Annotated in this window: 26 protein-coding genes; 20 read left to right on the top strand and 6 right to left on the bottom strand. The window is 71.3% G+C overall.

The features are described from left to right. The first annotated feature begins 7 nt into the window (after positions 1–7). The gene (locus AMYTH_RS0126240; protein ID WP_027932766.1) at positions 8–289 is read left to right on the top strand and encodes a DUF4229 domain-containing protein; all 282 of its coding nucleotides are present in this window, start codon (positions 8–10) and stop codon (positions 287–289) included. Then, positions 273–1,346, top strand: a complete 1,074-nt coding sequence (cds1, locus tag AMYTH_RS0126235; RefSeq protein ID WP_037322688.1) for an L-cysteine desulfhydrase Cds1 — start codon at positions 273–275, stop codon at positions 1,344–1,346. The genes AMYTH_RS0126240 and cds1 overlap by 17 nt, the downstream gene beginning before the upstream one ends. 215 nt (positions 1,347–1,561) lie before the next feature. Here cds1 and AMYTH_RS0126230 read toward each other — a convergent pair whose 3' ends face one another. From AMYTH_RS0126230 to AMYTH_RS0126215, 4 genes are read right to left on the bottom strand one after another with little or no spacing between them, the layout of a single operon-like run. After that, positions 1,562–2,434 carry a 1,4-dihydroxy-2-naphthoate polyprenyltransferase gene (locus tag AMYTH_RS0126230; RefSeq protein WP_027932764.1) on the bottom strand — a complete coding sequence of 291 codons (873 nt, stop codon included), beginning with the start codon at positions 2,432–2,434 and terminating at the stop codon, positions 1,562–1,564. 23 nt (positions 2,435–2,457) lie between these two features. Continuing rightward, positions 2,458–2,598 (bottom strand): hypothetical protein, encoded by a 141-nt coding sequence (locus AMYTH_RS49630; protein ID WP_167344608.1) that lies wholly within the window; start codon positions 2,596–2,598, stop codon positions 2,458–2,460. 31 nt (positions 2,599–2,629) lie between these two features. Beyond that, positions 2,630–3,778, bottom strand: a complete 1,149-nt coding sequence (gene menE, locus AMYTH_RS0126220; protein ID WP_027932763.1) for an o-succinylbenzoate--CoA ligase — start codon at positions 3,776–3,778, stop codon at positions 2,630–2,632. A 7-nt stretch (positions 3,779–3,785) separates the two neighbouring features. Then, the gene (locus tag AMYTH_RS0126215) at positions 3,786–4,709 is read right to left on the bottom strand and encodes a 1,4-dihydroxy-2-naphthoyl-CoA synthase (RefSeq protein ID WP_020417403.1); all 924 of its coding nucleotides are present in this window, start codon (positions 4,707–4,709) and stop codon (positions 3,786–3,788) included. A gap of 57 nt (positions 4,710–4,766) precedes the next feature. Between AMYTH_RS0126215 and menD the strand changes: the two genes are divergently transcribed. Genes menD through AMYTH_RS0126195 form a run of 4 tightly spaced genes read left to right on the top strand, consistent with a single transcriptional unit; the run spans position 4,767 to position 9,083 of the window. Continuing rightward, entirely contained in the window at positions 4,767–6,431 is a 1,665-nt protein-coding gene (gene menD / locus AMYTH_RS0126210) for a 2-succinyl-5-enolpyruvyl-6-hydroxy-3-cyclohexene-1-carboxylic-acid synthase (protein WP_027932762.1), read from the top strand. A 56-nt stretch (positions 6,432–6,487) separates the two neighbouring features. After that, positions 6,488–7,987 (top strand): M1 family metallopeptidase, encoded by a 1,500-nt coding sequence (locus AMYTH_RS0126205; protein ID WP_027932761.1) that lies wholly within the window; start codon positions 6,488–6,490, stop codon positions 7,985–7,987. A 24-nt stretch (positions 7,988–8,011) separates the two neighbouring features. Next, entirely contained in the window at positions 8,012–8,497 is a 486-nt protein-coding gene (locus tag AMYTH_RS0126200; RefSeq protein ID WP_228684967.1) for a DUF3592 domain-containing protein, read from the top strand. A 22-nt stretch (positions 8,498–8,519) separates the two neighbouring features. Further along, positions 8,520–9,083 carry a dihydrofolate reductase family protein gene (locus tag AMYTH_RS0126195; protein WP_027932759.1) on the top strand — a complete coding sequence of 188 codons (564 nt, stop codon included), beginning with the start codon at positions 8,520–8,522 and terminating at the stop codon, positions 9,081–9,083. Here AMYTH_RS0126195 and AMYTH_RS0126190 read toward each other — a convergent pair. Both AMYTH_RS0126190 and AMYTH_RS0126185 read right to left on the bottom strand, forming a co-directional pair. After that, positions 9,080–9,454: a zinc-ribbon domain-containing protein gene (locus tag AMYTH_RS0126190; RefSeq protein WP_027932758.1), complete on the bottom strand. Its 375-nt coding sequence runs from the start codon at positions 9,452–9,454 to the stop codon at positions 9,080–9,082. The two genes, AMYTH_RS0126195 and AMYTH_RS0126190, sit on opposite strands and share 4 nt — an antisense overlap. Before the next feature lie 35 nt (positions 9,455–9,489). After that, complete coding sequence (locus AMYTH_RS0126185) at positions 9,490–10,335, bottom strand: inositol monophosphatase family protein (RefSeq protein ID WP_027932757.1); 846 nt, start codon at positions 10,333–10,335, stop codon at positions 9,490–9,492. A gap of 143 nt (positions 10,336–10,478) precedes the next feature. Here AMYTH_RS0126185 and AMYTH_RS0126180 point away from each other — a divergent pair, with 143 nt between their 5' ends. The 14 genes from AMYTH_RS0126180 to nuoI all read left to right on the top strand — a co-directional run bounded on the left by AMYTH_RS0126180 (position 10,479) and on the right by nuoI (position 25,652). Continuing rightward, complete coding sequence (locus AMYTH_RS0126180; RefSeq protein WP_209440788.1) at positions 10,479–11,600, top strand: glycosyltransferase family 4 protein; 1,122 nt, start codon at positions 10,479–10,481, stop codon at positions 11,598–11,600. Between the two features lie 4 nt (positions 11,601–11,604). After that, positions 11,605–12,756, top strand: coding sequence for a glycosyltransferase (locus AMYTH_RS45740; RefSeq protein WP_051362821.1), 1,152 nt, complete (start codon positions 11,605–11,607; stop codon positions 12,754–12,756). A gap of 9 nt (positions 12,757–12,765) precedes the next feature. Then, complete coding sequence (locus AMYTH_RS0126170) at positions 12,766–13,476, top strand: demethylmenaquinone methyltransferase (RefSeq protein ID WP_027932755.1); 711 nt, start codon at positions 12,766–12,768, stop codon at positions 13,474–13,476. A gap of 43 nt (positions 13,477–13,519) precedes the next feature. Beyond that, positions 13,520–14,791: a geranylgeranyl reductase family protein gene (locus AMYTH_RS0126165; RefSeq protein ID WP_020417413.1), complete on the top strand. Its 1,272-nt coding sequence runs from the start codon at positions 13,520–13,522 to the stop codon at positions 14,789–14,791. A 75-nt stretch (positions 14,792–14,866) separates the two neighbouring features. Next, positions 14,867–15,877 carry a fatty acid desaturase family protein gene (locus AMYTH_RS0126160; protein ID WP_027932754.1) on the top strand — a complete coding sequence of 337 codons (1,011 nt, stop codon included), beginning with the start codon at positions 14,867–14,869 and terminating at the stop codon, positions 15,875–15,877. Between the two features lie 322 nt (positions 15,878–16,199). Next, on the top strand, positions 16,200–16,604 hold the full coding sequence (locus AMYTH_RS0126155; protein WP_051079579.1) for an NADH-quinone oxidoreductase subunit A: 405 nt from the start codon (positions 16,200–16,202) through the stop codon (positions 16,602–16,604). A 12-nt stretch (positions 16,605–16,616) separates the two neighbouring features. Further along, positions 16,617–17,159, top strand: coding sequence for a NuoB/complex I 20 kDa subunit family protein (locus tag AMYTH_RS0126150; protein WP_027932753.1), 543 nt, complete (start codon positions 16,617–16,619; stop codon positions 17,157–17,159). A 7-nt stretch (positions 17,160–17,166) separates the two neighbouring features. After that, positions 17,167–17,919 (top strand): NADH-quinone oxidoreductase subunit C, encoded by a 753-nt coding sequence (locus AMYTH_RS0126145; RefSeq protein ID WP_020417416.1) that lies wholly within the window; start codon positions 17,167–17,169, stop codon positions 17,917–17,919. Further along, the gene (locus tag AMYTH_RS0126140; RefSeq protein ID WP_027932752.1) at positions 17,916–19,286 is read left to right on the top strand and encodes an NADH-quinone oxidoreductase subunit D; all 1,371 of its coding nucleotides are present in this window, start codon (positions 17,916–17,918) and stop codon (positions 19,284–19,286) included. Before AMYTH_RS0126145 ends, AMYTH_RS0126140 begins: the two co-directional genes overlap by 4 nt. Next, positions 19,283–20,017, top strand: a complete 735-nt coding sequence (gene nuoE / locus AMYTH_RS0126135; RefSeq protein WP_027932751.1) for an NADH-quinone oxidoreductase subunit NuoE — start codon at positions 19,283–19,285, stop codon at positions 20,015–20,017. The genes AMYTH_RS0126140 and nuoE overlap by 4 nt, the downstream gene beginning before the upstream one ends. After that, complete coding sequence (gene nuoF / locus AMYTH_RS0126130) at positions 20,017–21,297, top strand: NADH-quinone oxidoreductase subunit NuoF (protein WP_020417419.1); 1,281 nt, start codon at positions 20,017–20,019, stop codon at positions 21,295–21,297. Before nuoE ends, nuoF begins: the two co-directional genes overlap by 1 nt. Further along, entirely contained in the window at positions 21,294–23,762 is a 2,469-nt protein-coding gene (locus tag AMYTH_RS0126125; protein WP_027932750.1) for an NADH-quinone oxidoreductase subunit G, read from the top strand. Before nuoF ends, AMYTH_RS0126125 begins: the two co-directional genes overlap by 4 nt. Continuing rightward, positions 23,759–25,099, top strand: coding sequence for an NADH-quinone oxidoreductase subunit NuoH (gene nuoH / locus AMYTH_RS0126120; protein ID WP_027932749.1), 1,341 nt, complete (start codon positions 23,759–23,761; stop codon positions 25,097–25,099). Before AMYTH_RS0126125 ends, nuoH begins: the two co-directional genes overlap by 4 nt. Then, entirely contained in the window at positions 25,086–25,652 is a 567-nt protein-coding gene (gene nuoI, locus AMYTH_RS0126115) for an NADH-quinone oxidoreductase subunit NuoI (protein ID WP_017986450.1), read from the top strand. The genes nuoH and nuoI overlap by 14 nt, the downstream gene beginning before the upstream one ends. The last annotated feature ends 50 nt before the right edge of the window (positions 25,653–25,702 follow it).

Below are 25,702 nucleotides of genomic sequence, written 5' to 3'. Positions count from 1 at the left end.
GTCAAACGTGAGCGAGACCCGTACTCATCTGGGCCGTGACCTGACGCTTTACCTGCTCGCGCGGTTCGGGCTGATCGTCGTCGTGGCGGCCGTGCTCGTCCTGGTGAAGGTGCCGCTGCTGGTGGCCGTCGCCGTCGGTGTGGTGGTCGGCCTGCCGGTCGGGTTGCTCGTGTTCCGCAAGCTGAACGCGCGGGTGACCGCCGGCCTCGCGGCGCGCAACGAGCACCGGGCGCGGGAGCGGGCGAAGCTGCGGGCCCAGTTGCGGGGCGAGGATGCCGCCGACGAATAGGGCGTGGGTGCGCGAGGCGATCCGCCTCATCGAGGCCGACGCCAACCGCAGCGCCGACACCCACCTGCACTGCTTCCCGCTGCCGCCCGAGTGGGGCGTGGACCTCTACCTGAAGGACGAGTCGGTGCACCCGACCGGCTCGCTCAAGCACCGGCTGGCCCGGTCCCTGTTGCTCTATGCGCTGGTCAACGGGCAGATCGGCCCGGAAACGACGTTGATCGAGGCGTCCAGCGGCTCGACCGCGGTGAGCGAGGCGTACTTCGCGCGGATGCTCGGGCTGGACTTCGTGACGGTGGTGCCGCGGAGGACCAGCCAGGAGAAGATCGAGCTGATCGAGTTCTACGGCGGCCGGTGCCACTTCGTGGACGTGCCGTCCGCGATGTACAGCGAGGCCGAGCGGCTGGCCGCCGAGTGCGGCGGGCATTATCTCGATCAGTTCACCTACGCCGAGCGGGCGACGGACTGGCGCGGCAACAACAACATCGCGGAGTCGGTGTTCGCCCAGATGCGCGCCGAACGGCATCCGGTGCCGTCGTGGATCGTGGTGGGCGCGGGCACCGGCGGGACGAGCGCGACGTTCGGCCGGTACGTGCGCTACCGGCGGCACACCACGAAGATCGCGGTGGCCGACCCGGAGAACTCGTCGTTCTACGGCGCGTGGCAGACCGGCGCGATGGACTACACCACGGGCATGCCGTCACGGATCGAAGGCATCGGACGGCCGCGGGTGGAGCCGTCGTTCGTGCCGACGGTCATCGACCACATGATCCAGGTCCCGGACGCCGCGTCCATGGCGGCGATCAGGTTGCTGCGGGAGCGCACCGGCCACTGGGCGGGCGGCTCGACGGGCACCGCGCTGTACGCTGCGTTCGAGATCATCGCGGGCATGCTCGAAGCGGGCCAGGTGGGCAGCGTGGTAACCCTCATCTGCGACGGCGGCGAACGCTACGCCCACACCTACTACAACGACAGCTGGATCGCCGAACAAGGCTTCGACCTAACCCCACACACCCAACGCATGGAACGTTTCCTAGCCACCGGCAAGTGGACGACCTAACAGCCACCCGGCAACGAAACGCAACCAAACCCCCGAACCACCCCTCTCCCGCAACCCGATCCCCAGCCAAATCGGTTGCCGAGCCACCGGGTCAAGGCACGCTTTCCCGCCTTGACGCGGTGTCTCGGCAACCGAACACTGAAAGATCGGGTTCGGGAGGGGCAGATCCGGGCGTAGCGAAGCGAAGCCCGGCGCCCTCAACACCCGCGTAGCGGCTACGAAACCGCCAACCCCACACAAGCAAGCACCGACCAGGCCAGCATCGCCAACCCGGTGTCCTTCAGCACCGGAATCAGCCCGGGCCCGGTCCCCCCACCGGTGATCACCCGCACCGGGGTCCGCAGCAGCGGCGCGGTCACCAGCGCGATCAACAGCCAGGGGTGCCACACGGTGAGCAGCACCGTCACCACGTACGGCACCGCGATCAGCACCAGGTAGAACCGCCGCGTGCCGGCATCCCCAAGCCGCACGGCGAGGGTCACCTTCCCGGCCACCCGGTCGGTCGGGATGTCCCGCAGGTTGTTGGCCACCAGCACGGCCATCGAGAAGCACCCGACCGCCACCGCGGCCCCGAGCGCCTCCCAGCTGATCCGGCCGGCCTGCACGTACACGGTGCCCAGCACCGCGGCCAGTCCGAAGAAGATGAACACCGCGACCTCGCCGAGCCCCGCGTAGCCGTAGGGCTTCCGGCCGCCGGTGTAGAACCAGGCGCCGAGGATGCACGCGGCGCCCATCGCGAGCAGCCACCACCGCCCGGTGGCCGCCACCAGCACCAGCCCGAGCACCCCGGCCACGCCGAAGCAGGTCAGCGCGGCGGTTAGCACTAGCTTCGGCGCCGCGGCACCGGAGCCGACCAGCCGGAGCGGGCCGACCCGGTCGGCGTCGGTGCCGCGGACGCCGTCGGAGTAGTCGTTGGCGAAGTTGACGCCGATGATCAGCGCGAGCGCCACCAGGAGCGCCAGCAGCGACTGCCACCAGGTGAACGCCCCCAGCTGGATCGTCGCCCCCACGCCCGCCACGACCGGTGCCACCGCGTTGGGCAGCGTCCGCGGCCGGGCACCCTCGATCCACTCCGTCACAGTCGCCATGACTGCATTCTCGTCGAGCGCGCCTACTCCCCGGCGGCCGGGACGGACCAGGTGAGCGTGCCGGAGTCCGGCAGGGGCGGGTCGGCCGCCGCCGTGCCGGCCACCGCGAGGACGGCGAACGCGGCACCGACGGCCGCGACCAGGAGACGTTTCAGCGAGATCATTGGCTAACTGAAAAACGGTCCGCGCCGGATGTCAACCAACCGGGGGAAAAATCTGCTCCGCGACCGCTGTTCGGTCGATTTTGCCGGGCCCGCGCAGCGGGAGTGTGGTAACGAACTCGACCCGCTTCGGCACAGCCGCGGCGCCGGCCGCCGAGCGCACCGCGGCCCGCAGCTCGTCCACGCCCGGTGCCTCGCCCTCGGGCACGACCGCGGCCGCCACGACCTGGCCCCACTCGGCGTCCGGCAGCCCGACGACGCACGTCTCCCGCACCCCGGGCAGGGCCGTGATCAGGCGTTCCACGGCCGCCGCGGACACCTTCACCCCGCCGGTGTTGATCACGTCGTCGAGGCGGCCGAGGACTTCCAGGCGCCCGTCGCGCAGCTGCCCGCGGTCCCCGGTGCGGAACCAGCCGCCGTCGAACGCCTCCGCGGTGAGGTCGGGCCGCAGCCGGTAGCCGTGGGTGAGCACCGGCCCCGCGATGAGGATCCGGCCGTCCTCGGCGATCCGCACGTCGACCCCGTCCAGCGGCACGCCGTCGTAGACGCAGCCGCTCGCGGTCTCGCTCATCCCATAGGACGGGACGATCCGCACCCCGGCCTCGGCGGCGCGGGCGCGCAGGGCCGGGGTGGTCGCGGCGGCGCCGAGAATGATCGCGTCGAACGCCTTCGCCGCGTCCAGGCCGGGGCCGGCCGCGTCGAGCAGCCGGGTCAGCTGGGTCGGGACCATCGCGGTGTAGCGCGGCCCGTCCCCGGCGAGCACCGGCCGCGCGGCCTCGGCGAAGCGCTCCGCGCGGAACGGCCCTGGCGGCAGCACCGCGAACGGCTGTCCGGCCAGCATCGACCGGACCAGCACCTGCAGGCCGCCGATGTAGTTCGCGGGCGTGGCGAGCAGCCAGCGACCCGGCCCGCCGAGCCGGGCGTGGGTGGCCGCCGCCGAGGCCTGCAGCGCCTCGGCGGACAGCAGGACGCCCTTGGGCTCACCGGTGGACCCGGAGGTCGCGATGATCACCGCGGTGCCCGGCTCCACCGGCTCGTCCGGCCGCATGCCCGCCAGCAACCCGGCGGCCTTCGGGTCGCCGCCGTCCAGGGGCAGCACGGCCTCGCCCCCGTCGAGCGCCGCCGCCACGGCACCGGCCAGCTCGTCGACCGACTCCGGACCCCGCAGCCAGACCTCGCGCACGCGCACCTCAGTAGTAGTAGGGGAAGGCGGACCAGTCGGGATCCCGCTTCTGCAGGAACGCGTCCCGCCCCTCGACGGCCTCGTCCTGCATGTAGGCCAGCCGGGTCGTCTCGCCCGCGAAGACCTGCTGCCCGACCAGCCCGTCGTCGATCAGGTTGAACGAGTACTTCAGCATCCGCTGGGCCGTCGGCGACTTGCCGAGGATCTCCCAGCCCCACTGCAGGGCCTCGGCCTCCAGCTCGGCGTGCGGCACGACCGCGTTGACCGCGCCCATCCGGTGCATCTGCTCGGCGGTGTATTCGCGGCCGAGGAAGAAGATCTCCCGCGCGAACTTCTGCCCGACCTCGCGCGCCAGGTAGGCCGACCCGAACCCGCCGTCGAACGAGCCGACGTCGGCGTCCGTCTGCTTGAACCGCGCGTGCTCGGCCGAGGCGAGGGTGAGATCGCACACCACGTGCAGCGAGTGCCCGCCGCCCGCGGCCCAGCCCGGGACCACCGCGATCACGACCTTCGGCATGAACCTGATCAGCCGCTGGACCTCCAGGATGTGCAGGCGGCCCGCACGCGCGGGGTCCACCGTGTCGGAGGTCTCGCCGCTCGCGTACTGATACCCGGACCGACCGCGAATACGCTGGTCACCACCGGAACAGAACGCCCACCCACCGTCCTTCGGCGAGGGACCGTTCCCCGTCAGGAGGACGCAGCCGACATCTGAGCTCATCCGCGCGTGGTCGAGAGCGCGGTACAGCTCGTCGACGGTGTGCGGGCGGAAGGCGTTGCGAACCTCGGGGCGGTCGAACGCGACGCGCACGACGCGTTTGCCGGAGCGGGCCTCGACGGAACGGTGATAGGTGATGTCGGTGAAACCGAAACCCTCGATTTCGGTCCAGGCGGACGGGTCGAACAGCTCGGAAACCTGGGCGTCATGCACGTTTGGGAGAATAGGCCGTGTGACTGTGGTGACGGGTGACACGCCGGGGGGTCCCCGGTGAATCCGTCGACCGCCCAGGCCAAGGTGATCGTGGACGAACTCGTCCGCAACACCGTCTCGCACGTGGTGCTCTGCCCCGGTTCCCGCAACGCGCCGCTGTCGCTGGCGCTGTACGACGCGGCCGCCGCCGGGCGCCTCCAGCTGCACGTCCGCATCGACGAGCGGGGCGCGGGCTTCCTCGCGCTGGGCATCGCGGCGCGCACCGGTCGCCCGGTCGCCGTGGTCTGCACCAGCGGCACCGCGGCGGCGAACTTCCACCCGGCCGTCCTGGAGGCCGACCGCGCCGGGGTCCCGCTGATCGTGCTCACCGCCGACCGCCCGCCGGAGCTGCGGGCCGCGGGCGCGAACCAGGTCATCGAGCAGCAGCGGCTCTACGGCGGCGCGGTGCGGTACTTCGACGAGCTGGCCGTCGCCGAGCGGCGGGGCGGCCAGAACGCGTACTGGCGCAGCCAGATCTGCCGGGCGTGGAACGCGGCGTACGGCGAATGGCGGTGCGGCCCGGTCCACCTGAACGTTCCGTTCCGCGAGCCGCTGGTGCCCGACGGCGACGACGAGTGGTTCGAGTCGCTGGAGGGCCGCCCCGGTGGGGAGCGCTGGACCGAGCTGCCGGACTTCGGCGCACTGCCGTCGTTCGTGGTCCCGTCGGCGCGCTGTGGTCTGGTCATCGCGTGCGACAGCGGGGTGCGCGCCGCCGGTGAGTGGGGTGAGCAGCACGGCTGGCCGGTGATCTCGGAGACCGGCGGGCTCGGCCTGCTCGGGTCGTCGGCGATCTCGTCCGGCGTGTGGCTGCTCGGCGCCGAGGAGTTCATCCGGCGGCACAAGCCCGAGCAGGTGCTGTGCCTCGGCAGGCCGACGGTGTTCCGGCAGATCCAGCAGCTGCTGTCGGACGCCGACGTCGAGGTGCTGCTGGTGCGCCCGGACTCGGACTGGCCGGCGCCCGCCCACAACGTGCGGCAGGTCGGGCAGTGGTTCGACTCGCCGACCAAGCCGGCCGATCCGGAGTGGCTGGCCGCGTGGCAGCGGGCGGACGCGCTGGCGAACGAGGCGGTCGGCACGGCGTTGCGGCGCGAGCAGTGGCCGAGCGGGCTGCGGCTGGCGTCCGAGCTGGTCGACGCACTGCCGCCGGACGCGCTGCTGGTGGTCGGCTCGTCCAACCCGGCGCGCGACGTGGCGCTCGCCGGCCGGATGCGACCGGACGTGCTGGTGCACCGCAACCGCGGCGTGGCGGGCATCGACGGCACGGTGTCGACGGCGATCGGCGCGGCGACGGTGCACCGCGGGCAGTCGTACGCACTGCTCGGCGACCTGACGTTCCTGCACGACGTGAACGGTCTGCTGGCCGGCCCGCCGGAGACGCGCCCGGACCTGACGATCGTGGTGCTCAACGACGACGGCGGCGGGATCTTCTCGCTGCTCGAGCAGGGGGCGCCCGAGCACCGGGACGCGTTCGAGCACGTGTTCGGCACCCCGCACGGCGCGGACCTCTCGGCGCTGTGCGCCGGGTTCGGCATCCCACACGTACAGGCCGGAACGATCGAGGAGTTCCGCGAGGCGCTGCGCCCGGCGCCCGGTCTGCGGGTGGTCGAGGTGCAGGTGGACCGGTCGCGCCACCGCGACCTGCACACCCGCATCCGCTCGGCGGTGTCCACCGCTCTCAGTTAGCGGGAACCTTCTTTCGGACGTGTCCGGTGGGAAGTTTTCCCGCTAGCGTCCCCGCCATGCGTCTGCGAACTCGCGCCGGCCTGGGGGCCGTGACCACCGGAATCGCGATCGTGCTCCTCGCTTCGACCGCCTCCGCCGCGCCCGCCCCGGGCGCTGCCGGAGCCGGCGACCCCTATTACCCGTACGCCGGCAACGGCGGCTACGACGTCGCCCACTACGACATCCGCCTCACCTACCAGCCGGCCACCGACCAGCTCGCCGGCACCACGACGATCCTCGCCAGGACCACGCAGGAGCTGTCCAGCTTCGACCTCGACTTCGGGCTCCATGTGAGCGGGATCCGGGTCGACAACGTGCCCGCCGCCTTCCGGACCGTCCGCGACGGCGAGCTGGAGGTCACCCCGGCCAAGCCGCTCGCGAAGAACCAGCCGGTCACCGTCGTCGTCACCTACGCGGACACCCCGTCCAAGGTCGTCATCGACGGCTACACCGCGTGGAAGAAGACCCCGGACGGCGCGCTCGCCGTCGACGAGCCGCAGAACTCGCAGTGGTGGTACCCGGCCAGCGACCACCCGACCGACAAGGCCACCTACGACGTCTCGGTCGAGGTGCCGGACGACGTCGCCGCCCTGTCCAACGGCACGCTCGTCCGCAAGACCAAGCAGCGGGCAGGCTGGACGCGCTGGAACTGGCGCAGCACCCAGCCGCAGAACACCTACGCCACCACCCTCGAAGTCGGGAAGTTCGAGGTCAACCAGGCCACCACGCCAGGCGGGCAGCCGTTCGTCACCGCGTACGACCCGGCCACCGGCGACTCCCTCGGCGCGGCGAAGGCCAGCGTCGAGCGCACCCCGGAGATCGTCGAGTTCCTCGCGAGCCAGTTCGGCGAGTACCCGTTCGAGGCGCAGGGCGGGGTGGTCAGCACCGGCCTGACCTTCGCGCTGGAGGCCCAGACGCGGCCGGTGTACAGCAACAAGTTCTTCGTCGCCGGGACGAACACCTCGGTCGTCGCGCACGAGAACGCGCACCAGTGGTTCGGCGACTCCGTCTCGCTGGGCCGCTGGAGCGACATCTGGCTCAACGAGGGCTTCGCGAGCTACGCCGAGTACCTGTGGTCGGAGCACCAGGGCGAGGGCACCGCGGCCGAGCTCGCCCAGTACGTCTACGACTCCTACCCGGCCGACGACCCGTTCTGGCAGGTCCTGCCCGGCGACCCGGGGGCAGCCAACCAGTTCGACGACGCCGTGTACGACCGCGGCGCGCTGGCCGTGCAGGCGTTGCGGACCGCCGTCGGCGACGACGCGTTCTTCACGATCCTGCGCACCTGGGTCGCCCGGCACCGGGGTGACGACGCCCGCATCAGCGACTTCGTCGCGCTGGCCGAGGAGGTCTCCGGCAAGCCGCTGCAGCAGCTGTTCCAGACCTGGCTGTTCACCGCGGGCAAGCCGGCCACCGGCCCGAACGGCGCGGCGACCCTGCGTGCCGCCGCCCAGCCGCGGTCCTACCCCGCCATCCAGCGCACCCACCAGCTGCTGGCGGCCGGAGACAGCCGTTAACCCGCACCTTCTATGCTCGGAGGAGTGACGGCGAGAACTCTGTGGTGGCTGAAGATCGGCCGTCGCTGCGTGCTCGCCGTCGCCGTCGTGATCACCGTGCTGTGCGCCGGCCTGCTGCTCGCCGCGATCCGCAACGACCAGGCGATCACCGGCAACCTGGGCACGGCGACGGCCGAGGTGGACGCGGTGGCCTGGGACCGGACGATCATCCGGTTCGAGACGCCGGACGGCATCGTGCACAGCCCGTCCAACGGCGTGCTCTACCCGGCCGGCCTGGTCGCGGGCGACCTGGTGCGCATCGAGTACGACGCGACCGACCCGGACCTGGCCCGCGTCGCGGGCCGCACCGCGACCTTGACGCTGCTGCCGCTGGGCACCACCATCCTGATCACCTGGGTGGTCGCAGGCGCGGTGGCCTGGCTGATCCGCCAGCGACTGCGCCGCGAGCCGGAGGTGACCGAGCCGGAGGTCACCGTCGTCGAGGCCGAGACCACGGTGAAGTCCGGCTGACTCCGGCAGCGAGGGGACTTCCATGCGCAGCGTCACCTACTCGATGTCCGTCTCGCTGGACGGCTACATCGTCGGGCCGGACGGCCGGTTCGACTGGTCGGCGCCCACCGAGGAAGTCTTCCGCCTCGCCATCGAGGAGGTGCGCGGCGTCGACGTCCACCTGATGGGGCGGCGGCTGTACGAAACGATGCTGTTCTGGGAAACCGCCGAACAGGAGCAGACCCTGGACGACGCGGAGCTCGAGTTCGCCGCGATCTGGAAGGCGATGCCCAAGGTCGTGTTCTCCACCACGCTGCCCGCGGTGGAGGGCAACACGCGGCTGGCTTCCGGCAGCCCGGCCGAGGAGATCGAGCGGCTGCGCGCCGAGCCGGGGGACGGCGACATCGCGATCGGCGGCGCGACCCTGGCCGCCGAGGTCGCCGCGGCCGGGCTGATCGACGAGTACCTCGTGCGGGTCCACCCGGTGCTCGTCGGTGGTGGCACCCCGTTCTTCGCCCACCAGGAACGCCGGGTGGACCTCGAACTCGTCGAGACCCGCACCCTCAGCGACAAGGTCGCCTTCCTCCACTACCGCGTGGTGCGTTAGAACCCCTGGCGCGGCGGCTGGATCTGCTGCTGCGGGTACTGCTGCGGCGCGTGACCCGGCTGCGGGTACCCGGCCTGCGGGTAGCCGGCCTGCGGCACGGGCGGCTGCTGCGGCATGGGCTGCGGCGCCGGCGCCTGCTGCTGCATGGCCTGGACCTGCTGCGCCTCGTCCTTGGTCAGCTTGTTCGTCATGCCGCAGAACGTGCACACCGTGAAGTACTTCGAGCTGATCGGGAACAGCGGGATGAAGAACAGCGTGAACTTCGTGACGGCGCGGCGCAGCGCGTGCGCGCTCGGGTTCTGGCAGTTCCCGCACAGGTAGGTCGCGGTGGCCAGCTCCTGGACGCTCTTGCGCCAGCCGTAGATCAGCATGTGGTGTTCTCCCGGGTCCGTGTTCTTGTCCGGACCTAGGACGCGCGGATGCCCCGTTCGGTTTCCTGCCACCAGGACAGGACTTCCTCGGCGACGCTGGGCGCGGCGACAAGCAGGCCGTCGGTGGGCAGCGGGCTGTCCGACCCGCGCCGGTCGAGCACGACGGCGCCCGCCTCGATGGCCAGCGCGACCGACCCGGCGACGTCCCACTCGTGGTAGCTGTGCAGCACCGCGGCGATCGCGTGCCCGAGCGCGACCTGGGCGATCGACAACGCGGCCGAGCCGAGCACGCGAACCCCGGCGTGTGCCTCGGCGGCGCGTTCGATGAACGAGCCCATGCCTGGCCACGGCCCCTTGCGGGCCAGCTCGGTGCACACGATCGACCCGGCGATGCGGTCCCGGTCGACCAGCTTGACCGGCTTGCCGTTGGCGCGCGTGCCGCGTCCGCGGGCGGCGGCGTAGATCTGCGCGCGGTAGGGGTCGGCGACCACACCGACGACCGGTCCGGACGCGTCGACCAGCGCGAGGCTGTAGGCGCACCACGGCACCCCGGCGACGTAGTTGGCCGTCCCGTCGACCGGGTCCACCACCCAGCGGTAGGCCGCCGAGTCCGCGCCGGTGTCGGCGCCGAACTCGCCGCCGACGACGGGGATGCCGGGGAACTCGGCGGTCAGCACGCGGCGGGTGTGCCGCTCCAGGATGCGGTCGGTGTCGGTGACCCAGTCGAACGGCGAGTCCGCCACGTCCGGGTGGGCGCCCCGGCCCGCGGTCGCCGTGATCACGTCGGTGGCGTCGTTGGCCAGCCGCCCGGCGACCTCGAGCGCTCGCGACAGCAAGCCCGGTTCGACCGGGTGGGGTGGACGGGCGGAGAGGAGGGTCACGCCAGCCGAGTGTGGCGGCAGCAGATGTCCGGGACGCGACACCCAGGTGAAGCGGAGAAAGCTTCGTGAAGTTCGGGCACCGTTGGTCCCGTCGTCACGCGGGCTTTTCTCCGCGAACCGGACCGGCTGCCACGGTGGGGATCGTGCGCGTCGCCATCGTCACCGAAAGCTTCCTCCCGCAGGTGAACGGCGTGACCAACTCCGTGCTGCGGATCATCGAGCACCTCACCGGCACCGGCCACGACGTGATGGTGGTCGCGCCCGGCCTCACCGGGCCGACGCACTACCGGGGCGCGCCCGTGGTGCGCATCCCGGCGCTGGACCTGCCGGTGGTGAACTCGCTGCCGATCGGCCTGCCCACCCGCACGGTGCTGACCGCGCTGGCCGCGTTCGGGCCGGACGTGGTGCACCTGGCATCGCCGTTCGTGGTCGGCGCCCGCGGGCTGGCCGCGGCCCGGCGGCTGCGGGTGCCTTCGATCGCGGTGTTCCAGACCGACATCGCCGGGTTCGCCACCGCGTACGGGCTCGGCCTCGGCGCGCGGGCCGCGTGGCGGTGGGTGCGTCGGCTGCATACCAAGGCCGACCGCACGCTCGCACCGTCCACCCAGTCCGTGGAGGACCTGCGTGCGCACGGTGTGCCCCGTGTGCACCGGTGGGGCCGGGGGGTGGACGTCGAGCGGTTCTCGCCGGCGCACGCGGACCCGGACCTGCGGGCCCGGCTCGCGCCGAACGGGGAGCTGCTGGTCGGGTTCGTCGGGCGGCTGGCGCCGGAGAAGGAGGTCGGCAGGCTCGCCGCCCTGACCGGGGTGGACGGCGTGCGGCTGGTGATCGTGGGTGACGGGCCGGACCGCGAGGAGCTGGCCGAACGCCTGCCCAGCGCGGCCTTCCTCGGTGCCCGCTACGGCGACGAGCTGTCCGCGGCTTACGCGAGCCTGGACGTGTTCGTCCACACCGGCCCGCACGAGACGTTCTGCCAGGCGGTGCAGGAGGCGATGGCGTCCGGGCTGCCGGTGCTGGCGCCGGACGCGGGCGGCCCGCGGGACCTCGTCCTGCCCGGCCGCACCGGCTTCCTGCTGCCGCCCGACCCGGCCGGGTTCGCCGAGGAGCTGGTGCGGCGCGTGCGCGACCTGCGCGACCCGGCGCTGCGGGACCGGCTGGGGACCAAGGCCCGCAAGGTCGTGCTCGGCCGGACGTGGCCCGCGGTGTGCGCGGAGCTGGTGAACCACTACGAGGTGGTCACCGGCCGCGTGGCGCGAGCCGCCTGATGCCATGCACATCGTCCAGCTGGCGAACTTCTACGGGCCCCGGTCCGGTGGTCTGCGCACGGCGCTGCACCACCTCGGCGCCGGGTACGTGGCGAGCGGCCACCGCGTGACGCTGGTCGTGCCGGGGCCCCGGCACGCCGAGGAACAGCTGCCGACCGGGGTGCGGCGGATCAGCCTGCCCGCGCCGAAGATCCCCGGCACCGGCGGCTACCGCGCGGTCGACCCGTACCGGGTGCGCGCGTTGCTGTCGGCGCTGCGCCCGGACCGGCTGGAGGTGTCGGACCGGCTGACCCTGCGGGGGATGGGGGTGTGGGCGCACCGGCGCGACGTGCCCAGCGTGGTGATCTCGCACGAGCGGCTGGACCGGCTGCTGGAGCAGTTCCTGGTGCCCGGTCCGCTGGCCCGCCGCGTCGCCGACGCCGCCAACCGGCGCATGGCGGGCAACTACGACACGGTCGTCTGCACCACGTCGTTCGCCCGCGAGGAGTTCGACCGGATCGGCGTCGCCAACGTCCGCCAGGTCCCGCTCGGGGTGGACCTCGCGACCTTCCGCCCCGCGCACCACGATCCCGGCCTGCGGCACGAGCTGGCCTCCGGCGCGGACGCGTTGCTGGTCCACTGTGGACGGCTGTCGCCGGAGAAGCACGTCGAGCGCAGTGTGGACACCGTCGCCGAGCTGACCGAGGCGGGGGACCGGGTGCGGCTGGTGATCGCCGGGGACGGGCCGCGCCGCCGGGCGCTGGAACGGCGGGCGCGCGGGCTGCCGGTGACATTCCTCGGGTTCGTGTCCGACCGGACCGCCGTGGCCCGGCTGCTGGCCAGCGCCGACGTCTCGCTCGCGCCGGGCCCGCACGAGACGTTCGGGCTCGCGGCGCTGGAGGCGCTGGCGTCCGGGACGCCGGTGGTGGTGTCGCAGTCCTCGGCGCTGCGGGAGATCGTCCGGCCCGGCTGCGGGGCCGCGGTTCCGGACGTGCCCCGGGCGTTCGCGTCGGCCGTGACCGGCCTGCTGGAGAGCCCGGAGGACCTGCGACGTGCGGCTTCGCGCGCCCGGGCGGAGGAGTTCGCGTGGCCCGCGAGCGTGCGGGGGATGCTCACTGCCTTACCCCCACCCGTCGCCCACCGCCGCCCTCAACGGAGGCGCAAGCGCCGCAGCTAGTCTTCAAACATGTCGCGAGCCAGTCTGGACAAGGATCCACACGAGGTCGCCGCCATGTTCGACGGCGTCTCGGAGGGCTACGACCGGGCGAACTCGGTCATGACGTTCGGGTTCGACCGGCGATGGCGCACGACGACCTCGCGGGTCCTGGACGCCCGCCGCGGCGAGCGGGTGCTCGACCTCGCCGCGGGCACCGGGGTGTCCACCGCCGAGTACGCCCGCGGCGGCGCGTGGTGCCTGGCCGCGGACTTCTCCCTCGGCATGCTGCGCAGCGGCAAGCACCGCCGCGTCCCGATGGTCGCCGCCGACGCGCTGCACCTGCCGTTCGCCGACGACAGCTTCGACGCCGCGACGATCAGCTTCGGCATCCGCAACTTCGTCGACACCAAGGCCGCGCTCGAAGAGATCGCGCGCGTGGTCAAGCCGGGCGGCCGGCTGGTGATCTGCGAGGTGTCGACCCCCACATTCCCGCCGATCCGGTTCGTCTACAAGAAGTTCATCCTGCGGGTCATGACGCTGCTCGGCCGGTTCTCCTCGACCAACCCCGAGGCCTACTCCTACCTGGCCGAATCGATGGCCGCGTGGCACGACCAGCGCAGCCTGGCGCAGATCATCGCCAGCGCGGGCTGGTCGAAGGTGGAGTGGCTGAACCTGACCTTCGGCGTCGTCGCCATCCATCGCGCGATAAAGCCCACCCGCCAGCCCGACCACCACCCCTGATGGAGACGCTCCGCGTCGCAGTGCTCCCCGTAAACTCCGAGGCATGACCCAGGACGCACAGGTAATCGTCGTCGGCGCGGGCCCGGCCGGATCCACCGTCGCGACGTACCTGGCGCGGGCCGGGATCGACGTCCTGGTGCTGGAGAAGACCGAGTTCCCGCGCGAGAAGGTGTGCGGCGACGGCCTCACCCCGCGCGGCGTGAAGCAGCTCATCGACCTGGGCATCGACACCAGCCAGGAGGCCGGCTGGGTGCACAGCCGCGGCCTGCGGATCCTCACCGCGGAGCTGACGCTGGAGCTGGACTGGCCGGAGCTGACCAGCTACCCGCCCTACGGCGTCTCGCGTACCCGCCAGGACTTCGACGACCTGCTGGCCAAGACCGCCGTCAAGGCGGGCGCCCGGCTGCTGGAGCGGACCACGGTGACCGGCGCGATCACCGACGAGCGCACGGGCCGCGTGATCGGTGTCGAGGGGAAGCAGGGGCCCGAGAAGACCCCGGTGCGCTACCACGCGCCGCTGGTCCTGGCATGTGACGGCGTGTCCGCGCGGCTGGCCCGGTCGATCGGCATCGAGACCGACGAGAAGCGCCCGATGGGCGTGGCCGTGCGCCGGTACTACAAGAGCCCACGGCACGACGACCCGTTCATCGAGGGCCACCTGGAACTGTGGGACCGCAAGGACCCGCGCAACCCGCAGCTGCTGCCCGGGTACGGGTGGGCGTTCCCGCTCGGTGACGGCACGGTGAACGTCGGGCTCGGGATGCTGTCCACGTCGAAGTCGTTCCGGAACATGGACTACCGCGCCCTGATGCGGCAGTGGCTGGACTCGACGCCGGAGGAGTGGGGCTACCGCGAGGAGAACGCGATCGGCCGGATCGGCGGTGCCGGTCTGCCGATGGGCTTCAACCGCACTCCGCACTACCGCGACGGCCTGCTGCTGCTCGGCGACGCGGGCGGCATGGTGAGCCCGTTCAACGGCGAGGGCATCTCGGCGGCGATGGAGTCGGCGCAGCTCGCGGCGGAGTTCGTGGTGCAGGCGCTGGCCCGGCCCGAGGGCTCGTCGCGGGAGCGCGCGCTGCGTGGCTACCCGCTCGCGCTGAAGGAGCTGATGGGCGGCTACTACCGCCTCGGCAACGTCTTCGCGAAGGCGATCGGCAACCCGAAGGTCATGCGCGCGGCGACCAAGTACGGGCTGCGGATCAACCCGCTGATCCCGCTGATCTACAAGGGCCTGTCCGGCTGCTACGACGCCAAGGGCGGCGACGCGGTGGACCGGATGATCTCGCTCGCCGCCCGGTTGACGCCCAGCGCCTGAGGTGGGGTCTGCCCCACCGCGGACCCGGGTGCGCACCGGCTGCCGGATCTTCGCGCGGCGCAACAGACTCGGTGCGTGCCCACCACCGAAGCCGAAACCGGCAGCGACTTCGCCCGCCTGGCCGGCCGCGTCAAGCAGGCCGGCCTGCTGAACCGGCGCCCCGGTTACTACGCCCTGCGCGCCGGCCTGGTCACCGCCCTGTTCGCCTACGCCTGGGCGTTGTTCGCCTGGATCGGCGACTCCTGGGCGACCCTGGTCGTCGCCGTGCTGCTGGCCGTCCTGTTCGGTCAAATCGCCCTGCTGTCGCACGACCTCGCGCACCGGCAGGTGTTCCGCACGCGCCGCCCGAGCGAGGTCGCCGGCCGGATCGCGGGCAACCTCGGCATCGGCCTGAGCTACGGCTGGTGGATGGACAAGCACACGCGCCACCACGCCAACCCCAACCACGAGGAACTCGATCCGGACGTCGCGCCGGACATCCTCGTGTGGTCGCAGGGCCAGGCCAGGGCCAGCCGCGGCCTGCCCCGGTTCATCGGGCGCCACCAGGCGGTCCTGTTCTTCCCGCTGCTCACGCTGGAGGGTCTGAACCTGCACTGGTCGAGCATCCGCGCGGTGCTCAGGCCGGGGCTGAAGCAGCGGTGGCTGGAAGCCGCGCTGCTGTTCACCCACTTCGCGGTCTACCTCGGCGCGGTGTTCCTGGTGCTGTCGCCGGTCAAGGCGCTGGTGTTCATCGCCGTGCACCAGGGCCTGTGGGGCGTGTACCTGGGCTCGATCTTCGCGCCGAACCACAAGGGCATGCCGACGCTGACCGGTGGCGATCGGCCGGACTTCCTGCGGCGGCAGGTGCTGACCTCCCGCAACGTCCGCGGCGGCCGGTTCGTCGACGTCGCGATGGGCGGCCTGAACTACCAGATCGAGCACCACCTGTTCCCCAGCATGCCGACCCCGCACCTGCGGCTGGCGCAGCCGATCGTGCGGCGGTACTGCGCCGAGATCGGGGTGCCGTACTCGGAGACCGGTCTGGTCGACTCCTGGGCGCAGGCGCTGCGGCACCTCCACGAGGCCGGCGAGCCGCTCCGCGGATGACTTCCGTCACACCTCCGTCGGCGTGATCTTGCGCGCAACCGGCGGAGGTTGGCCGCCATCACCGTGGGTTACGTCACACCAGTTCTGCGTTGCGTGATCAGGATGATCCTTTTCGTGCTGGTCTCGGGCTTATGGCCGTCCACCAGGGCATCCTTTGGTTAGGTTCGCCTTACCCGAAACACCCCGCGACAACAATGTGAGCCACGTCCTACACTGCCCCTATGCTTTGTGAACCGCTTCACAACCCCGCAAGGGAGATTGTGAACAGTTTCACAAGCGGCACGTTCGCAACGGCGCGGAAAGGACGGCATTCACCGTGCTGATGTCGCAGTTCCACCTCGCGCAGGCCGCCTCGGGGCCCGGCCTTGAGATGTACCTGCCGCTGGTCCTCCTGTTCGTCCTCGCCGCGGCCTTCGCGGTGTTCTCCGTGCTGCTCGGCCCGCTGGTGGGCCCGCGCCGGTACAACCGGGCGAAGCAGATGGCCTACGAGTGCGGGATCGAACCGTCCCCGCAGCCGCTGGTGGGCGGCGGCCGCATGCCGGTCGCCTACTACATCACCGCGATGCTGTTCATCCTGTTCGACATCGAAATGGTCTTCCTCTACCCGTTCGCCGTCTCGGCGGACGCGCTCGGCCTGTTCGGCCTGGTGGAGATCGTCTTGTTCATCGCGACCGTCGGCTTCGCCTACGCCTACGTCTGGCGTCGCGGCGGGCTCGACTGGAACTAGGGGAGGGACGTCATGGGACTCGAAGAGCAGCTCCCCAACGGCATCCTGCTGGCCAGCCTGGAGAAGCTGGTCAACTGGGCGCGCAAGAACTCGCTGTGGCCGGCCACCTTCGGGCTCGCCTGCTGTGCGATCGAGATGATGACCGTCGGCGGCTCGCGCTACGACATCGCGCGCTTCGGCATGGAGCGGTTCTCCGCCACCCCGCGCCAGGCCGATCTGATGATCGTCGCCGGGCGGGTCACGCAGAAGATGGCCCCGGTCCTGCGTCAGATCTACGACCAGATGGCCGAGCCGAAGTGGGTGCTGGCCATGGGCGTCTGCGCGTCCTCCGGCGGCATGTTCAACAACTACGCCGTGGTGCAGGGCGTGGACCACATCGTGCCGGTCGACATGTACCTGCCGGGCTGCCCGCCGCGCCCCGAAATGCTCCTCGACGCGATCCTCAAGCTGCACGCCAAGATCCAGGACGAGCCGCTCGGGCCGCGCCGCGCCGCCGCGCTGGCCGGGTACCAGACCGAGCTGATCCCGTCGTCGATCAAGTACGCGAAGAAGTGATGCGCTCATGACCGAGGAAAAGCCCGAACCCGGCGGGGAACAGTCCAGCGCCCAGCGCCCGGACACCGGCCTGGAGCCGCGTGGGCCGCGCCCGGCGCAGCCGATCGTCGCGGGCCGTGAGCGCCGCGGGATGTTCGGTGTCTCCGACAGCGGGGACACCTCCGGTTACGGCGGCCTGCGGCTGCCCGCCTACCTGCCGCCACCGGCGGAACGGCCCTACGGCGGCTGGTTCGACGAGTTCGCCGACCAGTTCTTCGCCGCGCTGGCCGAGAACGACGTGCCCGCCGACGCGGTGCACCAGGTGACCGTCGATCGCGGCGAGATCACGCTCTACGTCGATCGCGCGCACCTCGTCGCGATGTGCCGCATCCTGCGCGACGACGCCGGGCTGCGGTTCGAGCTGTGCAGCTCGGTGTCCGGTGTGGACTACGGGCCGGACGTGCCGCAGCGGCTGCACTCGGTGTACCACCTGACGTCGATGACCTACCGCCGGCGCATCCGGCTGGAGGTCGCCGTCGACGTCGAGGACGCGCACATCCCGTCCATCGTGGAGGTCTACCCGACGGCGGACTGGCAGGAACGCGAGGCGTGGGACCTGTTCGGCATCGTCTACGACGGCCACCCGGCCCTGACGCGGATCCTCATGCCGGACGACTGGGACGGCCACCCGCAGCGCAAGGACTACCCGCTCGGCGGGATCCCGGTGGAGTACAAGGGCGCGGAGATCCCGCCCCCCGATCAGCGGAGGTCGTACTCGTGACTACCGATCGACTCGCGGACGTCAGCACCGGCACCGACACGAGCGACACCGGCCGCGACAGTGTCGACTACGCCGAATCGCGCGACACCACCGAAGGCCGCATCTACCACGTCTCCGGCGGTGACTGGGACGACGTGCTGGAGGACGCCCAGCACGACGAGCGGATCGTCATCAACATGGGCCCCCAGCACCCGTCCACGCACGGCGTGCTCCGGCTCGTGCTGGAGCTGGAGGGCGAGACCGTCACCCAGCTCCGCTCGGTCATCGGCTACCTGCACACCGGCATCGAGAAGAACTGCGAGTACCGGACCTGGACCCAGGGCGTCACGTTCGTTACGCGCATGGACTACCTGTCCCCGCTGTTCAACGAGCTGGGCTACTGCCTCGGCGTGGAGAAGCTGCTCGGCATCCGCGCCCCGCGCCGGGCCGAACTGATCCGCGTCATGCTGTGCGAGATCAACCGCATCGGCTCGCACCTGGTCTACATCGCCACCGGCGGCATGGAGCTGGGCGCGACCACCGCGATGACCTTCGGGTTCCGCGAGCGGGAAGAGGTCCTGCACCTGCTGGAGTACCTGACCGGGCTGCGCATGAACCACGCGTTCATCCGCCCCGGCGGCGTCGCGCAGGACCTGCCGACCGACTGGAAGGAGAAGGTGAGCGAGTTCGTCAAGACGATGGACGAGCGCCTTCCCTTGTACGACAAGCTGTTCACCGGTCAGCCGATCTGGCGCAACCGGCTCAAGGGCGTCGGGTACCTGCCGGTCGACGCGTGCCTCGCGCTCGGCGTCACCGGGCCGGTGCTGCGCTCCGCGGGCCTGCCGTGGGACCTGCGCAAGATCGAGCCGTACTCGCGCTACGACGAGTTCGAGTTCGACGTGCCGACCTCGACCGAGGCCGACTGCTGGGGCCGGTACCTGTGCCGGGTCGAGGAGATGCACCAGTCGCTGCGGATCATCCGGCAGTGCCTGAAGAAGATCGAGCCGGGCCCGGTGATGGTGGAGGACCGCAAGATCGCGTGGCCCGCGCAGCTGTCGATCTCCAGCGACGGCATGGGCAACTCGCTCGAGCACGTCCGCAAGATCATGGGCCAGTCGATGGAGTCCCTGATCCACCACTTCAAGCTGGTCACCGAGGGCTTCAAGGTGCCTGCGGGCCAGGTGTACTCGCCGATCGAGTCGCCGCGCGGCGAGCTGGGCTTCCACCTCGTCTCCGACGGCGGCACCCGCCCGGTGCGCGTGCACGTGCGGGAACCGAGTTTCGTCAACCTGCAGTCCCTGCCGGCGATGTCAGAGGGCGGCCTGGTGGCGGACGTGATCGCGGCGGTCGCGTCCGTGGACCCGGTCATGGGCGGAGTGGATCGATGACCCAAGCGAAAGAGCTGTTCGACGCGGACACGGTGGCCAAGGCGCAGGAGCTGATGGCCCGTTACCCGCAGTCCCGGTCGGCGCTGCTGCCGATGCTGCATCTGGTCCAGTCGGTGCAGGGGTTCGTCAGCCAGGAGGGCGTGACATTCTGCGCGCAGCAGCTGGGACTGTCCGAGGCCGAGGTCAGCGCGGTCGTCACGTTCTACACCATGTACAAGCGCAAGCCGTGCGGTGAGCATCTGGTGAGCGTGTGCACGAACACGCTGTGCGCGGCGCTGGGCGGGGACGCGATCTACCGCACCCTGCAGGAGCACCTCGGCGAGGACGGGAAACCACTGGGGCACGAGGAAACCGCGGGCACCCCGGGCGAGCCCGGGTCGATCACGCTGGAGCACGCCGAGTGCCTCGCCGCCTGCGACCTCGCGCCGGTGCTGCAGGTCAACTACGAGTACTACGACAAGCAGACGCCGGACAGCGCGGTCGAACTGGTCGACGCCCTGCGGCGCGGTGAGAAGCCGCAGCCGACGCGCGGGGCTCCGCTGGGCGACTTCAAGAGCGCCGAGCTGCAGCTGGCCGGGTTCTTCCCGGAGGACGAGGAGACGTACCGGTCGCAAGTGGACGGACCGTCCCAGGCCCCGGAGACCCTGATGGGCGCGCGGATCGCCCAGGAGCGGGGCTGGACGGCCCCGGCCATGGCGGACGCCCCGTTGCCGGAAGTGGAGAAGAAGTAATGGCTGATCCCATCACCCCGGTGCTCACCAAACGCTGGCTGTCCCCCAACTCCTGGCGGCTGTCCACCTACGAACAGCTGGAGGGTTACACCGCGCTGCGCAAGGCGCTGAGCGGCACGCCCGAGCAACTCGTGCAGCTGGTCAAGGACTCCGGTCTGCGTGGCCGCGGCGGCGCGGGGTTCCCGGCCGGCGTGAAGTGGTCGTTCATGCCGCCCAACGAGGACAAGCCGCACTACCTGGTCATCAACGCCGACGAGGGCGAACCGGGGACCTGCAAGGACATCCCGCTGATGATGGCCGACCCGCACTCGCTCATCGAGGGCTGCATCATCGCCGCCTACGCGATGCGGTCACACCACTGCTTCATCTACGTACGGGGCGAGGCGCTGCACCCGTACCGTCGGCTCAACGCGGCGGTGCGCGAGGCCTACCGCGCCGGGTACCTCGGCAAGGACATCCTGGGCTCCGGGTTCGACCTGGACATCACCGTGCACGCCGGGGCGGGCGCCTACATCTGCGGTGAGGAAACCGCGCTGCTCGACTCGCTCGAAGGCCGCCGCGGCCAGCCGCGGCTCAAGCCGCCGTTCCCCGCGGCCGCCGGCCTCTACGCGGCGCCGACCACCGTGAACAACGTGGAGACCATCGCTAGCGTTCCGTTCATCGTGAACGGCGGCGCGGACTGGTTCCGCAAGATGGGCCGGGAGAAGTCGCCCGGCCCGAAGATCTACTCGATCTCCGGGCACGTCGAGAAGCCCGGCCAGTACGAGGCGCCGCTCGGCACGACCCTGCGGGAGCTGCTGGAACTGTGTGGTGGCATGAAGGACGGCATCCCGCTCAAGTTCTGGACGCCGGGCGGGTCGTCCACGCCGATGTTCACCGCCGAGCACCTGGACATCCCGCTCGACTTCGAGGGCGCCGCGGAGGCCGGGTCGATGCTCGGCACCACCGCGGTCCAGGTGTTCAACGAAACCGTGTCGGTGCCGTGGGCCGTGATGAAGTGGACCCAGTTCTACGAGCACGAGTCGTGCGGCAAGTGCACGCCGTGCCGGGAGGGCACGTACTGGCTGGCGCAGATCCTGGAGCGGATGGTCGACGGGCGGGGCACCGCCGAGGACATCGACACGCTGCTGGACGTCTGCGACAACATCCTCGGCCGGTCGTTCTGCGCGCTGGGTGACGGCGCGGTCAGCCCGATCACCAGCGGGATCAAGTACTTCCGCGACGAATTCCTCGCCCTGTGCGAGAGCAACAAGCGCGAGTTGGTGGGAGCACAGGCATGACGATCGCGCCGGAAGAACCCAAGACCGAGACGCCGGTCCCCGAAGGTCACGTCAAGCTGACCATCGACGGCGAAGAGGTCATCGCGCCCAAGGGCGAGCTGCTGATCCGCACGGCGGAGCGGCTCGGCACGGTGATCCCGCGGTTCTGCGACCACCCGCTGCTCGACCCGGCCGGGGCCTGCCGTCAGTGCCTCGTCGAGGTCGAGATGGGCGGGCGGCCGATGCCGAAACCGCAGGCGTCCTGCACGATGACGGTCGCCGACGGGATGGTCGTCAAGACGCAGCTGACGTCGCCGGTCGCGGACAAGGCCCAGCAGGGTGTGATGGAGCTGCTGCTCATCAACCACCCGCTGGACTGCCCGGTCTGCGACAAGGGCGGCGAGTGCCCGCTTCAGAACCAGGCGATGGCCCACGGCCGCGCCGACTCGCGGTTCCGCGACACCAAGCGCACGTTCCCGAAGCCGCTGCCGATCTCCACGCAGGTGCTGCTCGACCGCGAGCGGTGCGTGCTGTGCCAGCGGTGCACGCGGTTCTCCGCGCAGATCGCCGGCGACCCGTTCATCGACCTGCTGGAGCGCGGCGCGCACCAGCAGATCGGCACGGCGGAGACGGCGGACGTGTTCGACCTGGCCTCCCGAACGTCGTCGGGCGCGCCGTTCCAGTCGTACTTCTCCGGCAACACCATCCAGATCTGCCCGGTCGGCGCGCTGACCAGCGCGCAGTACCGGTTCCGGTCGCGGCCGTTCGACCTGGTGTCCGCGCCCAGCGTGTGCGAGCACTGCTCGTCCGGCTGCGCCGAGCGCACCGACTACCGGCGCGGCAAGGTGATGCGCAAGCTCGCCGCCAACGACCCCGAGGTCAACGAGGAGTGGATCTGCGACAAGGGCCGCTTCGCGTTCCGGTACGCCACGGCGGCCGACCGGATCCGGCGGCCGCTGGTTCGCGACGCCTCCGGCGAGCTGCGGGAAGCGCCGTGGACGGAGGCGCTGCGCGTCGCCGCGGAGGGGCTGGCCAAGGCCCGCGACAGCCGCGGCGCCGCGGTGCTCGCCGGTGGACGGCTGACGCTGGAGGACGCCTACGCCTACGCGAAGTTCGCGCGGGTCGCGTTGCGCACCAACGACGTCGACTTCCGCGCGCGGGCGCATTCGCCGGAGGAGCTGGACTTCCTCGCCGCCGAGGTGGCCGGCACGACGCCGGAGTACGGCGTCACGTTCGGCGCGATCGAGAACGCGCCGACGGTGCTGTGCGTGGCGTTCGAGCCCGAGGAGGAGGCGCCGATCGTCTTCCTCCGGCTGCGCAAGGCCGCCCGCAAGAAGCGGACCCGGGTGGTCCACTTGGGACAGTGGACGACGCCGTCGGTGCGCAAGACCTTCGGCGAGCTGCTGGCCTGCGTGCCCGGGTCGGAGGCCGCGGCGCTGGACGGGATTCCCGAGCACGCGCCGGACGTCGAGTCGGCGCTGGGCGCGGACGGCGCGGTCGTGCTGGTCGGCGAGCGGGCGGCCGAGGTGCCGGGCCTGTTCGCCGCGGTGCGGCGGCTGGTCGCGCGGACCGGCGCGAAGGTGGCCTGGATCCCGCGCCGGGCCGGCGAGCGCGGCGCGCTGGAGGCCGGTGCGGCGCCGACGCTGCTGCCCGGCGGACGGCCGGTGACCGACGAGGCCGCCCGCGCCGAGGTCGAGGCCGCGTGGGGCGTGCCGGTGCCCGCCGAGCCGGGCCGCGACACGAACGACATCATCGGCGCGCTGGCGGGCGGGTACCTGTCCGGCGTGGTGGTCGGCGGCGTCGACCTGGACGACCTGCCCGACCCGGCGCTGGCGCGGCAGGCGCTGGAGCGGGCGGAGTTCGTGGTCAGCCTGGAGATGCGGGCCAGCACGGTCACCGAGCACGCCGACGTGGTCCTGCCGATCGCGCCGGTGGTCGAGAAGTCCGGCAGCTTCGTCAACTGGGAGGGCAGGCGCCGCGCGTTCGACGCGACGCTCGAAGGCACCGGCGCGCTGCCGGACTGCCGGGTGCTGGACACGCTGGCCGTGGAGATGGACGCGGACCTGTTCACCCAGACTCCGGTCGCCGCGTACGGCGACTTCGCCCGGCTCGGCTCGTCGGGCGCGTCGCACGGCAGGTTCTGGGAGTCGGGCCCCGCGCGGGCCGCCGCCGAGGTCGGGCCGGGGCAGGCGCGGCTGGCTAGCTGGCGGCAGCTGCTCGACGAGGGCTCACTGCAGGTGGACGAGCCGCACCTGGCGGGCACCGCGCGGCGCGTGGTGGCCCGGGTGTCGGCGAAGACCGCGGCGGAGCTCGGTGACGAGGTGACCGTGTCGACCGAGCGGGGCGCGATCACGCTGCCCGTCGAGGTCGCCGACCTGCCCGACGACGTCGTGTGGCTGCCCGGCAACTCCGACGGCTCGCGGCTGCGCAGAACGCTCGCCGCCGGGCACGGGGCGGTCGTCAACATCGAGGGAGCGCGGCGATGACACCGTTTTTCGCGCAGCAGGCCGCGGACCAGATGACGCGGGCCGAGCTGCTGGCGGACGACCCGTGGTGGCTGATCCTGCTCAAGACCGTCGTGGTGCTGCTGATCGGGCCGCTCCTGACGATCTTCCTCATCGTGTGGGAGCGCAAGGCGATCGGCCGGATGCAGAACCGGCCCGGCCCGAACCGCGTCGGCCCCGGCGGCTACTTCCAGTCGCTGGCGGACGCGATCAAGCTGCCGTTCAAGGAGCAGATCATCCCGGACGGCGCGGACCGGAAGGTGTACTTCCTGGCGCCGGTGCTGTCCGCGGTGCCCGCGTTGATCGCGCTGGCCGCGATCCCGTTCGGGCCGCGGGTGTCGATCTTCGGTGAGCAGACCGTGCTGCAGCTGGTCGACCTGCCGGTCGGCGTGCTGGTGATCCTGGCCTGCTCGTCGGTCGGGGTGTACGGGATCGTGCTGGCCGGGTGGTCGTCCGGGTCGCCGTACCCGCTGCTCGGCGGGCTGCGGTCGGCGGCGCAGGTGATCTCGTACGAGATCGCGATGGGCCTGTCGATCGTCGGCGTGGTGCTGTACTCGCAGTCGATGGCGACCGGCGCGATCGTCGACGCGCAGGCCCGCGGCTGGTACTTCTACCTGCTGCTGCCGAGTTTCGTGATCTACCTGATCTCGATGGTCGGCGAGACGAACCGCGCGCCGTTCGACCTGCCGGAGGCCGAGTCGGAGCTGGTCGGCGGGTTCCACACCGAGTACTCGTCGATGAAATTCGCGATGTTCTTCCTCGCCGAGTACGTGAACATGGTGATCGTCTCGGCGTTCGCGACGACGTTGTTCCTCGGCGGCTGGATGTTCCCGTTCGTCGGGCTGGACTCGCCGCTGAACCAGGGGTGGCTGCCGCTGATCTGGTTCGCGGTGAAGCTGTTCGCGTTGCTGTTCGGGTTCATCTGGCTGCGCGGGACGCTGCCGCGGTTCCGGTACGACCAGTTCATGAAGCTGGGCTGGAAGGTCCTGGTGCCCGCCAACCTGGTGTGGATCGTGATCATCTCGTCGATCCGCGCGATCCGGAACAACGGCGGTCTGACGACGGGCCAGATCCTGATCGGCGGGGCGGTCGTGGTGGTGGTCGCGGTGGCGATCGCGCTGCTGGTGCCGGAGAAGAAGCAGGCCGACAGCGATTCGGTGCCGGTCACCGGCGGCGGTTTCCCGTTGCCGCCGCTGGATCTGCGCGTGCCCGAGGTGCCCGAGCGGGGCGCTGGGAAGCGCAGGCGCCGGGCGGCCGGCCGTACTTCGGAGCCTGCCCAGGTGGGCGCCGGGAAGGAGGGTTCCGATGGGACTGTTTGACCCCATCAAGGGTTTCGGCGTCACTTTCGGCACGATGTTCAAGAAGGTGGCGACGGAGGAGTACCCGGAGATCGGCGCCCCCGCCGCGCCCCGGTACCACGGGCGGCACCAGCTCAACCGGCACCCGGACGGACTGGAGAAGTGCGTCGGCTGCGAGTTGTGCGCGTGGGCCTGCCCGGCGGACGCGATCTTCGTCGAGGGCGGCGACAACACCGAGGACGCCCGGTACTCGCCCGGCGAGCGCTACGGCAAGGACTACCAGATCAACTACCTGAGGTGCATCGGCTGCGGCCTGTGCGTCGAAGCGTGCCCCACCCGCTCCCTGACGATGATCAACTTCTACGAGATGGCGGACGACGACCGCCAGAAGCTGATCTGGACCAAGGAGGACCTGCTGGCGCCGCTGCTCCCGGGTATGGAGCAACCCCCGCACCCGATGCGCCTGGGCGACGACGAGCAGGACTACTACGTGCACGGCCCCGAACTGGCCCGCGGCCGCGGCATCCCCGCTGGCGAAACGGTGGAAACCTCCCGCGAGGAGGCGATCCAATGACGGCCCGGGTCTCGCTGCGCGTCCCGTCGATCCGCAGCCGCGCGAACCTG

Origin of the sequence: Amycolatopsis thermoflava N1165 (assembly GCF_000473265.1) — a bacterium.
Lineage (GTDB): Bacteria > Actinomycetota > Actinomycetes > Mycobacteriales > Pseudonocardiaceae > Amycolatopsis_E > Amycolatopsis_E thermoflava.
The sequence above is the reverse complement of the archived record's forward strand: the minus strand, read 5'-3'. Positions and strand labels throughout refer to the sequence as shown.